The organism is Sphingomonas sp. BRN-1R (assembly GCF_057748035.1).
This window is the reverse complement of the sequence record NZ_CM173236.1, coordinates 1,988,792-2,000,675: the sequence shown is the minus strand read 5'-3', so window position 1 is coordinate 2,000,675 and position 11,884 is coordinate 1,988,792. Positions and strand designations below refer to the sequence as shown.

Sequence of the window (11,884 nt, the reverse complement as noted above, 5' to 3'; positions counted from 1 at the left end):
TTACTCCGCAGCGATCGCCAGCCCTTCGTCCACGTCGGGCTGCTCCTCGGCGTCGACGCCCTGGTCGAGCCGCGCCTCGTCGGCGGCGAGCGTGGCGGCATCGGCCTCGGTGATGCCGAAGCGCGCCGCCACGTCGGGTGCGTAGCGCAGCAGATCGGGGCGCAGCCGCATCAGGCTCAAATCCTTCGATTTGCCTTCGAGCATCACGTCGAACACCAGCCCCTCGGCCATGCGCATGAAGGTGGCGAACTCGAACGGGTTGGTGAAGTCGGCATGTCCGGTCCACACCGGCGGACGCAGCACCGTCTTGATGCGTGCCTTGGGCTTGATCGGTGCCTTCAGCACCTCGCCCTTCTTCGCCTTCGCCGCGCCGGGCTTGATCTTCTGCTTGATCTCGCGAAGCTCGGTACGCGGCGAGGAGAAGTGGATTTTCGGCCGCACGCCCTCCGGCCAGGTCGCGAGGAACCGTTCGAGCGTATCGCGCATGTCGAGCCGCTCCGGGTTGAGACACCAGAAATGCTGATAGTCGAAGATCAACCGTACCCCGGTACGCTCGTGGATCCACAAGGCGTCGGCGGCGGAGAAGCGGATGTCGTCATTCTCCAGTACCAGCCGGCGGCGGACGTGTTCGGGGCATTGCTCCCATCCCGCGATCCAGCGCGCCCGGCTCGCCTCGTGGTCGCCATAGACGCCGCCGACATGGGTTATCATCACCGCTTCGTCGTCCAGCTCCATCCGGTCGAGCATCTCGGCCTGGCTCGACAGATCCCAGATGCTTTTGCGGGTCAGCTCCGGGTCGGGCGCGTTGAGCAGGACATATTGCGACGGGTGGAACGACAGGCGAATGTCATAGGCGCGCGCCTTCGCACCGAACGCGCGCAGTTCCGCGTCGCTTTCCGCGACCATGTTGTGGAACTGCGGCATGTCCGGGTGCGTCGCGTAAGGCGCGATGTCGGAAGACAGCCGGTACATGTCGAGCTTCTTCGACTTCAGATAGTCGAGCACCGGGTCGAGCAGCTCCAGCGAGCATTTCAGATGCGGATTATTCTGCCAGCGCCGCGTGTCCTGCGACTTGAGCCCGGGCTGGCCCATCACCTTGACCGGGAAGCCCAGCCGCAGCGGGCGTGTCGGTGCCGTCATGCCGTCGCGCTCCCTTCCGCCGCACCGGCGGCGACCGGAGCCGCTCCCCCCCGCGAATAGGTGCCGATCAGCAGACCCGTCGCCAGCACGCGCCCGGCGATCGCCTCGACGAACGCGCTGCGGCCGGGGCTCGCACCAAGGTCCGGCGTGGCGGCGAGTGCGAACAACTGGAACACATAATCATGGTCGCCATGCCCGGTCGGTGGATCGGGCGGCAGCCAGCCGTTTTGCAAAAAGCTGTTGCGACCAGTCTCGCCCCCGCCTTCCGCGCCGATCGCGCCCTCGGCGAGGCGGCCGGTCTCGGGCGGCAGGTTCCAGATCAGCGCGTGAACGAGCGGCGCGGTGGCGGGCGCGTCGGGATCCTCCACGATCAGCGCGAGGCTCGCGGCGCCCTCCGGCACGCCCGACCATACGAGCGGCGGCGACACACCCTCGCCATCTGCGGTGAAGCGCACCGGCAGGCGCGCGCCGTTCGCGAAGGCCGGGCTCATCAAGTCGATGGCAGGCGCGCCGATGCCGAGCGCGGGATCGGCCGCGACCAGCTTTTCATGACCGGCGCGGCGACCGCGCAACAGGGTGCCGAGCCAGGCGGGAACATGTTCGAGCATCGCATTCTCCTGCCTATCCAAGCGCACGAGCCGCCGGATCGTTCAATCCGCCTCGACACCGTTGCCAGCAACGCCCATGAAAGCGCGATGGCAGCCAAAACCCCGCAGGGTCGGCCGGCGAGCGCCGGCGACGTGTTCCGCATCGCCAGCGGCAACTTCCTCGAAATGTACGATTTCATGGTGTTCGGCTATTTCGCCGCCGCCATCGGACAGGCGTATTTCCCGGCGGGTGATGCGGCCAGCGGGTTGCTCAAATCGCTCGCCACATTCGGCGCGGGCTTCCTGATGCGACCGCTCGGCGCGCTGGTGCTGGGCGCGTTCACCGATCGGCACGGGCGGCGGGCCGGGCTGCTGCTGACGCTCGCGCTGATGAGCGTCGGCATCGTCACGCTCACCGTCACGCCCGGCTATGCGACGATCGGTGTGCTCGCGCCGATCCTGGTGCTGGCCGGCCGACTGATTCAGGGTTTCTCGGCCGGTGCGGAGCTTGGCAACGTGTCGGTCTATCTCGCGGAGATCGCACCGCCGGGACGCACCGGCTTCTACGTATCGTGGCAGTCCGCCTCGCAGCAGGTCGCGGTCGTGGTGGCGGCGCTGGTCGGCGTGGCGCTGTCGTTCGTGCTGGGGCCGGACCAGCTAAGCGCGTGGGGCTGGCGGCTGCCGCTCGCGCTCGGCTGTCTGCTCGTGCCGCTGCTGTTCGTACTGCGGCGTCACCTGCGCGAGAGTGACGCGTTCGAACGCCGCGCTGCCCCCGAGAACCTCGGCACGATCGCGCGGCATCTGTGGGCCGCGCGCGGGATCGTGCTGGCCGGGCTTGGGCTGGTGCTGATGACGACGGTCAGCTTCTACATGATCACCGCCTACACGCCGACCTTCGGGAAGCTGCTCCACCTGCCCGAACAGGCCAATCTGCTCGTCACCGCCGGCGTGGGCGCGTCGAACCTGTTGTGGCTGCCGATCATGGGCGCGCTGTCCGACCGGGTCGGGCGCAAGCCGATCCTGATCGCCTGCACGGTGCTGATGCTGCTCACCGCTTATCCGGCGATGGCGTGGCTGACCGGAAGCCCGAGCGTGCCGCGCCTGATCGTGGTCGAGCTGTGGCTGTCCGCGCTCTACGCCAGCTACAATTCGGCGATGGTGGTCTATCTGACCGAGATCGTGCCGGCGGAGGTGCGCGCATCGGGGTTCAGCCTCGCCTACAGCCTCGCGACGGCGGTCGGCGGGTTCACGCCGTTCCTCGTCACCTGGCTGATTGGCGAGACGGGCAATCGCGCGGTGCCGGGTCTGTGGCTGGCGGCTGCGGCGGCGATCAGCCTGGTGTCGGTTCTCGCCACGGGACGGTCGCGCCCGCACGCCGGCTGACGCCGCCCGCGAACGGGCTTATGCGGTGAGCCGAGGAACGCCCCCCGCGCCGTCACGTTCGGCCAGGCGAAGAGTTGATAGGGAAAGACGTGTTTTCAGTGCCTGTGTTCCGGTGGATGTTCGCCACCGCCGTGTCGTGTTGCCTCGTGCCGACCACCGCTGTTGCGGGTCCGGTCTGCCCGGCGGCCTCCGCCTTCGACTATATGGGCACGCCGGTCTCCGTCACCGCCGATCGCAGCGCCTATTATTTCGCCAGCGACGACAAACTGATCGACGCCGATGGTGCGCCCAACGCCTACCACCCCGACGATGCGCCTGACAGTTGCCCGGATCAGGGCCGCGGCATCGACTGCCTTGCGGCGGCAGGGTATCCCAACGGGTCATGGTGGCAGACCGTGCTGGCCGCAAACCCCGCCGACCCGGCCCAGCCCGCGATCCAGCAGGATGGGCCGTACAAAGGCTATTTCGTCTCGATGACATCGCTGCGCAACACCGCGCACGCCGGGCCAGCCGATCCCACCAGCTATGTCGATGCCGCGCGCATTCCCTACGTCGTGCTGCCCGCCCCGATCTACCGTACCGACGGCATGGGCGAGATGGGCGATATCGGCTGGGCGATGAATCTCGACACCGGCCGCGCGACCCCGTTCGTGATCGCCGACGAGGGCCCGGTCGAACCGTTCGGCGAGGCGTCGGTCGCGTTCTGGCGTGCACTCGGCGCGGACGATCCCAATCCGCGCAATGGCGACGGGCTGCCCGACGGGCGCATCGCCTATGTGGTGTTTCCGGGCAGCGCGCACAGCGCCGCGATCGGCTGGCCGATCGACGGCGCGGCGCTCACCCGCGCGGCGCAGGCGCGGCTCGCGGCGATCGGCGGGGCGGCGATGCTACGCGCCTGCGCCGGCGCGCCATCCACCGGCGGCACGCTGCCGCCGACCGCACAGTGAAACGGATCGCGGTCCTGCTCGCGATCGTGCCGCCGGTGGCCGCGCCCGCTGCCGCACGCGACTGGACGCCGCACAGCGCCGCTGCCCTGCTCGATGCGAGTTTCCCGACCGCCACCGCATGCCAGAGCGCGCTCGACGATGCCCGCCGCCGCGAAAGCCATGCGCGACCGGTGAGGGGGCTCAGCTATACGCGGCTGTTCGAACAGGCGATGTGCCGCAGCTTCCGGCATGACGGCGTGATCGCCTGGCGCATCCGCATGGAGTGGAAACAGCACGGCACCACACCTCCCAAAGTTACCGACGGCGTAAGCAAGCCCGCCGCATAGCCGCTTGCACGGGTAATTCCGAACGCTTACTCTACCCGAATTGGTTTGGCCGGTCATGGCATTGGACGCACGGGGTGATTGGATTGGCGCGATGACCGTCATGGGCAAGACGAAGGCCAAGGCATCGGCCGCCAGTTCCGCCGAGGATCGGCTCTATCAACAGCTCGCGCGCAAGCTGTTCGATCAGATCGCGAGCGGCCGCTTCGCGATCGGCGATCGGTTACCCGCCGAACGCGAACTCGCGATCGAACACAACGTCAGTCGCCCAACCGTGCGTGAGGCAATGATCGCGCTCGAGGTGCAGGGGCTGGTCGAGGTCAAGATCGGCTCGGGCGCCTATGTCCGCAGCATTCCGGGGCAGAGCGACGCGCTCGGCTTCAACGTCACCGCGTTCGAGTTGATCGAGGCACGCGCCGCGATCGAGGGCGAAGTGGCGGCGCTGGCGGCGGTGCATATCAGCGATGCCGAACTCGACGCGCTCGATGTTCTGGTCCAGCGCATCGCCGAGGAGGCCGAGCCCGAGGAGTGGCTGGAGGATGCCGACCGCGAGTTCCACTTCCTGATCGCGCGCGCCACCCGCAATGCGGCGCTGGTGCACACCGTCGAACATTTCTGGCAGTTGCGCGCGAGCGAGCCCGATACGGCGCTGCTGCTCGCCAAGGCGCGCATCGCCAAAATCAAGCCGGTGGTGGAGGAGCATCGCGCGGTCGCCGAGGCGCTGCGCCTGCGCGACCCGGCACGCGCGCGCAGCGCGATGCGCGCGCACATGGCCGCGGTGCTCGAACACCTGCTGTTCGCGACCGAGGAAGCTGCGGTCGAGCAGGCGCGCAGCGCGGTGCGCAATACCCGTCAGCGCTTCAGCGCCACGCAATCGGTCTGACCAATCACTTCAGGCGCAGCGGCAATCCGGCCGTTACCAGCACCACCTCGTCGGCCGCTGCCGCGATCTGCTGGTTGAGCCGCCCCGCCGCATCGCGGAAGCACCGTGCGAGGGCGTTGTCGGGTACGATCCCAAGGCCGACCTCATTGGCGACGAGGATCACCGGCCCCGATGCGCTCCGGATCGCGTGGAGCAGGCCATCGTTCGCCGCGTCCATATCGTGTTCGCCGAGCAGCAGGTTGGACGTCCACAAGGTGAGGCAATCGACCAGCACCGTACACCCTGCACGGCTCTGTTTCGCGACCGCTTCGGCCAGCGCGAGCGGCGCTTCGACCGTCGACCAGCGTGCACCGCGATCGGCGCGGTGGCGGGCGATGCGTTCGGTCATCTCCGCGTCATAGGCTTGCGCGGTCGCGACGAAGACGAGGTCGCCGCCGGTCGCCTCCGCACGCGCCTGCGCGAAGCGGCTTTTGCCCGAGCGTGCGCCGCCCAGCACGAACAGGCACGTCATCGGCCGCGTGCGCCTTGCGCGATGGCGAGGATCGCGTCGAGGTCGAGATGCCGCTCCAGCTTGGCCGCGATCGCGTCGAGTGCATCGTCAACCGCCGCGTCATAGTCTCGCCCGCCCGCCACCGCGCCAAGCCGGGCGAGCAACGCGGCGCGCTGCGCGGGGTCGGCGAGCAGGCCGTGGACATAGCTGCCCATGACCCGTCCGTCCGCGCTGATCGCACCGTCCGCCGCACCATCCTCGAACCGCGCGAACGGGCGCGCCGCGTCCGGCCCGCGTGTCTCGCCCATATGCATCTCATACCCCTCGAACGGCGCATCGAGCGCACGGCCGCGCACCGGGCGCAGCGCCTTCACCGGGGTCAGCATCGTCTCGACGTCGAGCAGCCCGAGACCCGCCGCCTCGCCGGGCGGCCCTTCGATACCGCCCATGTCGATCACGCGCCGACCGAGCATCTGATAGCCGCCGCACAGCCCGAGGATCGCGCCGCCGCGCCGGTGATGGGCAAGCACGTCGATGTCCCAGCCCTCACGCCGCATCGCGGTCAGATCGGCGATCGTCGCCTTCGATCCCGGCAGCACGATCAGCGCCGCCTCCGCCGGGATTACGCGGCCCGGCGGCACCATCACGAGATCGATCGCCGGTTCGAGTCTCAGCGGATCGAGATCGTCGAAGTTCGAGATGCGCGGCAGGATCGGGCATGCGACCAGCAGCCGCCCGTCACCGCCCGCCTGCGCGCGCTCCAATACCACGGCATCCTCGCTCGGCAGATGCGCCGCAGCGGCGAGCCACGGCACCACGCCGAAACCGCGCCACCCCGACAGCTCCGCGATCTGGCGGTAGCCGTCCTCGAACAGCGCCGGATCGCCGCGAAACTTGTTGATGACGAAGCCCTGGATCATCGCCGCGTCGGCGGGGTCGATCACCGCGCGCGTGCCGACGATCGCCGCGATCACGCCGCCGCGATCGATATCGCCGATCAGTACCACCGGCACGTCGGCGGCGCGTGCGAACCCCATGTTGGCGATGTCGCCGCTGCGCAGGTTGATCTCGGCGGGCGAGCCTGCACCTTCGACCACCACGACATCGCAGGCGGTCTCGAGCCGGTGGAAACTCGCCATCACCTCGCCGAGCAGCGCGACCCGTGCGGTGCGGAAATTGCCCGCACTCAGCGTGCCGCGCACCCGGCCGTTGACGATCAGTTGCGAAGTGCGATCGGCCTGCGGCTTGAGCAGCACCGGGTTCATGTCCGTGTGCGGTGCCACGCGGCAGGCGAGTGCCTGCAACGCCTGCGCGCGGCCGATCTCGCCGCCGTCGCTGGTGACGGCGGCGTTGTTCGACATGTTCTGCGGCTTGAACGGTCTGACCGAGAGCCCGCGATTGGCGAGCGCCCGGCAGACGCCCGCGACCAGCACCGACTTGCCGACGTCCGACCCCGTGCCCTGAAACATCACCGCAGCCACGCGATACCTCCCGCGATCAGCCATAATGCGAGACACGCGCGTGCATAAAGCGCGAGCGCCCGCGCGATATCGTGTGCGCCGGCCTCTCGCCGACCCGCACCGATCCACGGCTTGTCCGCGATCATGCCGTCGTAGCGGATCGGTCCGGCAAGGCCGAGCCCAAGCGCACCCGCCATCGCCGCCTCGGTCCACCCGGCGTTGGGCGAGGCGTGCTTGCCCGCATCGCGCCACATCGTTCGCCAGCCGCCGCCTCCCGCCGCACACAGCAGCACCCCGCCCAGCCGTGCAGGCAGCAGGTTAAGCACATCGTCGGTACGCGCCGCCGCCCAGCCGAATGCGCGCCAGCGCGGTTCGCGGTGGCCGATCAGGCTGTCGGCGGTGTTGATCGCCTTGTAGATCCACAAGCCCGGCAAGCCGCCCAGCAGCAGCCAGAACAGCGGCGCGGCGACGCCATCGCAGAAGCTTTCCGCCAGGCTCTCGATCGCGGCGCGCGCCACGCCCGCCGCGTCGAGCGCGGCGACGTCGCGCCCAACGATCCGCGCGACCGCCACCCGCGCACCGGGCAAGTCGCCCGCGTCCAGTGCCACCCGCACAGCGCGGACATGATCGTACAGGCTGCGCTGCGCCAGCCCCGGCGCGGCGAGCAACGCGCACGCGATCCAGCCCGCATGGCCGGGCAATACGGTTGCAAGCCGTTGCAAGCCAAGCGTGATGCCGCCAACCACCACGACCAGCACCGCTACGACGGCAATGCCCGCAAGGCGGCGGCGCGCGAACGAACGCTGGGGCTGGTTCCACCGCGTTTCGCATGCGGTGACGACCGCGGCGAACAGCCCGACCGGATGTCCGATCCGGCGGTACAGCGCATCGGGCCAGCCGACCGCCGCCTCCACCACCAGCGCCGCCAACGCGACCGGCTCAGCCATGCGCCAGCGCCCGCTCGAGCCTCGCCAGCGCCGCGGCATCGCCGGGCAGGCCAAGCCGAAGCCGGTGCGGATCGTCGTCGAACGGCCGGGTGAGGATGGCCTGCCGGGCGAGGTGGGCGAAGGTCGCGGCGGCATCCGGCACATCGACCATGCGGAACAGCGGACATGCTCCGACCGGCTTCAGCCCGCAGCGGATCAGCGCCGCGTCCAGGTCCGCCGCATCGGCGGCAAGAAGCGCCCGCATCGCGACGATCCACGCAGCATCGCGGTAGGCGGCGGTGCCGATCGCGATCGCCGCCGCCGAAACCGGCCAACTGCCGAGCAGCGCCCGCACCCGCGCGACGATTTGCCGGGGCGCAACGACGAAGCCGAGCCGCACCCCAGCCAGCCCGAAGAACTTGCCGAACGATCGCAGGATGACGAGCCGCGCCTCGTCATGCATCTGCGCGACGATGCTGGTCACGGGATCGGCATCGGCAAAGGCTTCGTCGACGACCAGCCAGCCGTCGCCCTCACGCAGCCGCTCATGCAGCGCGAGCAGATCGTGCGCCGCGATCACCCGCCCGTCGGGGTTGTTGGGATTGGCGAGGATCACGACACCACGTGCCGCACTCGTGGCCGCGTCGGCGCGCAAGGCGATGCTCTCGGCGAACATCTCAGCATGCGTGCGGTAGGTCGGACGGATGTAGCGCGCCGGCCCCGGCAGCAGCGTGCCGAGCAGGCGCAGTCCGATCTCCGAGCCCGGCACCGCCGCGACATGAGCGCGATCGACCCCGAAGTAATCGGCGGCGGCGATTTCCAGCGCGTCGAGGTCGCGTTCACCCGGCAGGCGGTGCCAGTCGATCGTGATGTCGCCCGCCGGCCAGCCATGCGGATTGATCCCGGTCGACAGGTCGAGCCACGGCGCGGCACCGTCGCCGAACGCGGCCCGTGCCTCCGCGAGGCGTCCGCCGTGATGCGTCCAGCTCACGCGACTGCCGCGACGAGCAGCAACGTCTCGACCAGTTCGATGCCAGCGCCATGCCCGTCGCCCGAAATCCCGCCGATCGTGCGACCGACATAAACCGCCCAGACGGCGAGCAGCACCGGCGTGACGAGGATCGCCGGCCAGAGGAACGCGGCGGCAACCAGCGCGAGCGTCCACCCGGCGAGATCGACCACACGCACCGCATCACGGAACCGCGCCGCAAGACCGGCATGGAGCGGCGGCAGCCAGCGGGTCCACACCAGCGGCCCCATCCGCGCCGCAAACGGGGTGAGGATCAGCGGCAGCCACGCGCCTGCCACCACCAGCGCGTGCAGCAACACCAGCTTGGCGATCAGTTGCAGCGCGATCGCCACCACGCCGAAGCTGCCGACATGCGGGTCGGCCAGCACCGCGAGCAGCCGGTCGCGATCCTTGTGCGCCGCGCCCGATGCGTCCGCGAGATCGCCGAGACCGTCGAGGTGCAGCGCGCCCGTCACGCCCACCCACACCACCAGCGCCGCCAGTGCGCCGAGCCACGCGTCACCCCGCGCAAGCCACCCCGCGCCCGCCACCAGCGCGCCGATCAGCAGACCGACCAGCGGGAACCAGCGCATCGACGCCGCGAAATCCGCGTCCGTCGCGGTAACGCGCGGGGCCGGCAAGCGGGTGAGGAACTGTACCGCGAGGATAAGGCCGGTCATGGCCACAGCGCCACGATCTGCGCCGAACGCGGCTCGCCAGGCCAGACCTTAAGGCTCAGCAGCCCGGCATAGGGCAGCTCAAACGCCCAGATCTGACGCTGGCCCAAGCCGCACAGATGCGCGAGCGCAGCGCGCATCGCACCGCCGTGCGTCACCACCAGCGTCGGACGCGGCGCAAGATCCGCAACCGCCGCCGCCACGCGCGCGACCAGCGTCGACCAGGTCTCGCCCTCAGGCGGCGCATGCGCGTCGGGATCGTCCCAGAACGCGCCGAGCGCGGCCGCGTCGATCTCGCTCGCGGGCAGCCCGTCCCACACGCCGAAATCGAGTTCGCGCCACCGCGCATCGATCGCGACCGGCAGCGAGAGATCGCCGCCGATCGCCTCCGCCGCAAGGCGTGCGCGGGCGAGATCGGAGCCGATCACCACCTCCACGCCGATCGCGCGCGCCTGTTCGACGCAGGCGGCGATCCCGGCGGCCGTCGGCGCATCATCGGTGCGGCCGATCATGCGTCCGGGCGTCTCCGGCGCGCCGTGGCGCAGCAGGTGGAGCAGGAACGGCGCCATCTACCCGCCCGACACGCCCGCTTCGGCAAAGGTCGCCATGCCGTCGTGCGCCGCCAGCGCCGAGCGCAGGATGTTGGCCGCGACTGCCGCGCCGCTCCCCTCGCCCAGCCGCATGTCGAGCCGCAGCAGCGGATCGAGCCCGAGCGCGGCCAGCAGGCGGGCGTGGCCGGGCTCGGCCGAGCAATGGCCGGCAATACAGTGGGCGAGCACGCCCGGCACCGCCGCTGCGAGCGGCGCGACCGCCGCGCAGGTAATGAACCCGTCGAGCAGCACCGGCACGCGCAGGTCGCGCGCGCGCAGCACCGCGCCGGCAATGGCGGCGATCTCGCGCCCGCCGACGCGCCGCAGCGTCTCGAACGCGGAGGCAGGAGCATCGGCATGACGGGCGAGCGCACGGTCGACCACCGCGATCTTGCGCGCGACCCCGCCGCTGTCCACGCCGGTTCCCGGCCCGACCCAATCCGCACCCGTGCCACCGAAGCTGCGCGCCGCGAGCGCAGCGGCGGCCGTGGTGTTGCCGATCCCCATCTCACCGACGACGAGCAGGTCGAGCCCTGCCGCCACGCTCGCCGCCCCCGCCGACAGCGCGGCGAGGCACTCCGTCTCGGTCAGCGCGGGCGCGAGGGTGAAGTCGGCAGTCGGCCGGTCGAGTTCGAGCGGAACCACCTTCAATTCCAGCCCGGCCGCCGCCGCGAGCGCGTTGATCGCCGCGCCGCCGTTCGAAAAATTTGCGACCATCTGCGCGGTGACGGCCGCCGGGAACGCGCTGACGCCCTGCGCGACGATGCCGTGGTTGCCTGCGAACACCACCACCCGCCCGCGCTCGATCTTCGGCCGTACCCGCCCCTGCCAGCCCGCGAAGAACGCCGCGATCTCCTCAAGCCGGCCGATCGATCCTGCGGGCTTGGTCAGTTGCGCTTGCCGCGCCCGCGCCGCTGCGATAGCCGCTTCGTCAGGCGCGGTGAGCGTCGCCAGCGCAGCATCGAAGTCGGCGACGGTCGCGAAGCTCATTCCGCGATGAACCCGGGCGGCGGCGTGCGCGTGATGAAATGCCCCTTTACCCCCTGCGGCCATTCCTTGAACGGCACGCGGCCATGCTCGCTCGCGGCATAGTGCACCGCATAATCGAGGATCGCGCGCGCCGCCTCGGCATCGGGGGTGAAGCGGCCGAGCACGTAGCCCACCTTGTCGGGCGCGCGCAGGTAGACGGTGCAATGCTCCGCGCAGGCGAACAGGCACGGCATCTCCTGCACCGCGACCTCGACATAGCGCGGATCGGATGCCTGCACATCGCGCAACGCCGCGACCAGCGTCGCCCCGCCGCGCACTCCCTCGACCTCGCGCTCCTCCGCCGAATGGCGGCAGGTGTTGCAGGCGACCACCGCCGGCCCATCCTCTACACGGCGCAGCATCAGACCGCCGCCGTAATATGCGCACAAGGCTTCACCACGAGCACCCCGACAAGGGCCACGCACGAACGGCATGCCTCC

The 11,884-nt window shown here is 70.1% G+C and carries 14 protein-coding genes; 4 read left to right on the top strand and 10 right to left on the bottom strand.

Features of this window, described 5'->3' with window-relative positions:
* Both uvsE and AC3ANX_RS09185 read right to left on the bottom strand, forming a co-directional pair.
* Window positions 1-1,140: a UV DNA damage repair endonuclease UvsE gene (gene uvsE / locus AC3ANX_RS09190; protein WP_488336692.1), complete on the bottom strand. Its 1,140-nt coding sequence runs from the start codon at window positions 1,138-1,140 to the stop codon at window positions 1-3.
* Window positions 1,137-1,748 (bottom strand): YbhB/YbcL family Raf kinase inhibitor-like protein, encoded by a 612-nt coding sequence (locus AC3ANX_RS09185; protein ID WP_488336691.1) that lies wholly within the window; start codon window positions 1,746-1,748, stop codon window positions 1,137-1,139. Before AC3ANX_RS09185 ends, uvsE begins: the two co-directional genes overlap by 4 nt.
* A gap of 87 nt (window positions 1,749-1,835) precedes the next feature.
* On the opposite strand from AC3ANX_RS09185, the gene tcuC reads away from it, so the two are divergent.
* The 4 genes from tcuC to AC3ANX_RS09165 all read left to right on the top strand — a co-directional run bounded on the left by tcuC (window position 1,836) and on the right by AC3ANX_RS09165 (window position 5,263).
* Complete coding sequence (gene tcuC / locus AC3ANX_RS09180) at window positions 1,836-3,110, top strand: tricarballylate/proton symporter TcuC (RefSeq protein WP_488336690.1); 1,275 nt, start codon at window positions 1,836-1,838, stop codon at window positions 3,108-3,110.
* A gap of 98 nt (window positions 3,111-3,208) precedes the next feature.
* Window positions 3,209-4,057, top strand: a complete 849-nt coding sequence (locus AC3ANX_RS09175) for a hypothetical protein (protein WP_488336689.1) — start codon at window positions 3,209-3,211, stop codon at window positions 4,055-4,057.
* Entirely contained in the window at window positions 4,054-4,383 is a 330-nt protein-coding gene (locus AC3ANX_RS09170; RefSeq protein WP_488336688.1) for a hypothetical protein, read from the top strand. Before AC3ANX_RS09175 ends, AC3ANX_RS09170 begins: the two co-directional genes overlap by 4 nt.
* 91 nt (window positions 4,384-4,474) lie before the next feature.
* The gene (locus AC3ANX_RS09165; protein WP_488336687.1) at window positions 4,475-5,263 is read left to right on the top strand and encodes a FadR/GntR family transcriptional regulator; all 789 of its coding nucleotides are present in this window, start codon (window positions 4,475-4,477) and stop codon (window positions 5,261-5,263) included.
* A 4-nt stretch (window positions 5,264-5,267) separates the two neighbouring features.
* On the opposite strand, the gene cobU is transcribed toward AC3ANX_RS09165, so the two are convergent.
* Genes cobU through AC3ANX_RS09125 form a run of 8 tightly spaced genes read right to left on the bottom strand, consistent with a single transcriptional unit; the run spans window position 5,268 to window position 11,806 of the window.
* The gene (gene cobU, locus AC3ANX_RS09160) at window positions 5,268-5,774 is read right to left on the bottom strand and encodes a bifunctional adenosylcobinamide kinase/adenosylcobinamide-phosphate guanylyltransferase (RefSeq protein WP_488336686.1); all 507 of its coding nucleotides are present in this window, start codon (window positions 5,772-5,774) and stop codon (window positions 5,268-5,270) included.
* The gene (locus AC3ANX_RS09155; RefSeq protein ID WP_488336685.1) at window positions 5,771-7,234 is read right to left on the bottom strand and encodes a cobyric acid synthase; all 1,464 of its coding nucleotides are present in this window, start codon (window positions 7,232-7,234) and stop codon (window positions 5,771-5,773) included. The genes cobU and AC3ANX_RS09155 overlap by 4 nt, the downstream gene beginning before the upstream one ends.
* On the bottom strand, window positions 7,222-8,160 hold the full coding sequence (gene cbiB / locus AC3ANX_RS09150; RefSeq protein ID WP_488336684.1) for an adenosylcobinamide-phosphate synthase CbiB: 939 nt from the start codon (window positions 8,158-8,160) through the stop codon (window positions 7,222-7,224). The genes AC3ANX_RS09155 and cbiB overlap by 13 nt, the downstream gene beginning before the upstream one ends.
* On the bottom strand, window positions 8,153-9,130 hold the full coding sequence (gene cobD / locus AC3ANX_RS09145; RefSeq protein WP_488336683.1) for a threonine-phosphate decarboxylase CobD: 978 nt from the start codon (window positions 9,128-9,130) through the stop codon (window positions 8,153-8,155). Before cobD ends, cbiB begins: the two co-directional genes overlap by 8 nt.
* Window positions 9,127-9,828: an adenosylcobinamide-GDP ribazoletransferase gene (locus AC3ANX_RS09140; protein WP_488336682.1), complete on the bottom strand. Its 702-nt coding sequence runs from the start codon at window positions 9,826-9,828 to the stop codon at window positions 9,127-9,129. Before AC3ANX_RS09140 ends, cobD begins: the two co-directional genes overlap by 4 nt.
* On the bottom strand, window positions 9,825-10,394 hold the full coding sequence (locus AC3ANX_RS09135; RefSeq protein WP_488336681.1) for a histidine phosphatase family protein: 570 nt from the start codon (window positions 10,392-10,394) through the stop codon (window positions 9,825-9,827). Before AC3ANX_RS09135 ends, AC3ANX_RS09140 begins: the two co-directional genes overlap by 4 nt.
* Window positions 10,395-11,405: a nicotinate-nucleotide--dimethylbenzimidazole phosphoribosyltransferase gene (cobT, locus tag AC3ANX_RS09130; RefSeq protein WP_488336680.1), complete on the bottom strand. Its 1,011-nt coding sequence runs from the start codon at window positions 11,403-11,405 to the stop codon at window positions 10,395-10,397. It abuts the gene before it with no gap.
* Complete coding sequence (locus AC3ANX_RS09125; protein WP_488336679.1) at window positions 11,402-11,806, bottom strand: DUF1636 domain-containing protein; 405 nt, start codon at window positions 11,804-11,806, stop codon at window positions 11,402-11,404. The genes cobT and AC3ANX_RS09125 overlap by 4 nt, the downstream gene beginning before the upstream one ends.
* Window positions 11,807-11,884: the final 78 nt, after the last annotated feature.

Bases quoted from the DNA above. Each gene is read 5' to 3' on its own strand.
- AC3ANX_RS09185 (WP_488336691.1), bottom strand. From the start codon at position 1,748: ATGCTCGAACATGTTCCCGCCTGGCTCGGCACCCTGTTGCGCGGTCGC.
- AC3ANX_RS09135 (WP_488336681.1), bottom strand. From the start codon at position 10,394: ATGGCGCCGTTCCTGCTCCACCTGCTGCGCCACGGCGCGCCGGAGACG.
- AC3ANX_RS09140 (WP_488336682.1), bottom strand. From the start codon at position 9,828: ATGACCGGCCTTATCCTCGCGGTACAGTTCCTCACCCGCTTGCCGGCC.
- cobU (WP_488336686.1), bottom strand. From the start codon at position 5,774: ATGACGTGCCTGTTCGTGCTGGGCGGCGCACGCTCGGGCAAAAGCCGC.
- cbiB (WP_488336684.1), bottom strand. From the start codon at position 8,160: ATGGCTGAGCCGGTCGCGTTGGCGGCGCTGGTGGTGGAGGCGGCGGTC.
- cobT (WP_488336680.1), bottom strand. From the start codon at position 11,405: ATGAGCTTCGCGACCGTCGCCGACTTCGATGCTGCGCTGGCGACGCTC.
- AC3ANX_RS09165 (WP_488336687.1), top strand. From the start codon at position 4,475: ATGACCGTCATGGGCAAGACGAAGGCCAAGGCATCGGCCGCCAGTTCC.
- tcuC (WP_488336690.1), top strand. From the start codon at position 1,836: ATGGCAGCCAAAACCCCGCAGGGTCGGCCGGCGAGCGCCGGCGACGTG.
- AC3ANX_RS09125 (WP_488336679.1), bottom strand. From the start codon at position 11,806: ATGCTGCGCCGTGTAGAGGATGGGCCGGCGGTGGTCGCCTGCAACACC.
- uvsE (WP_488336692.1), bottom strand. From the start codon at position 1,140: ATGACGGCACCGACACGCCCGCTGCGGCTGGGCTTCCCGGTCAAGGTG.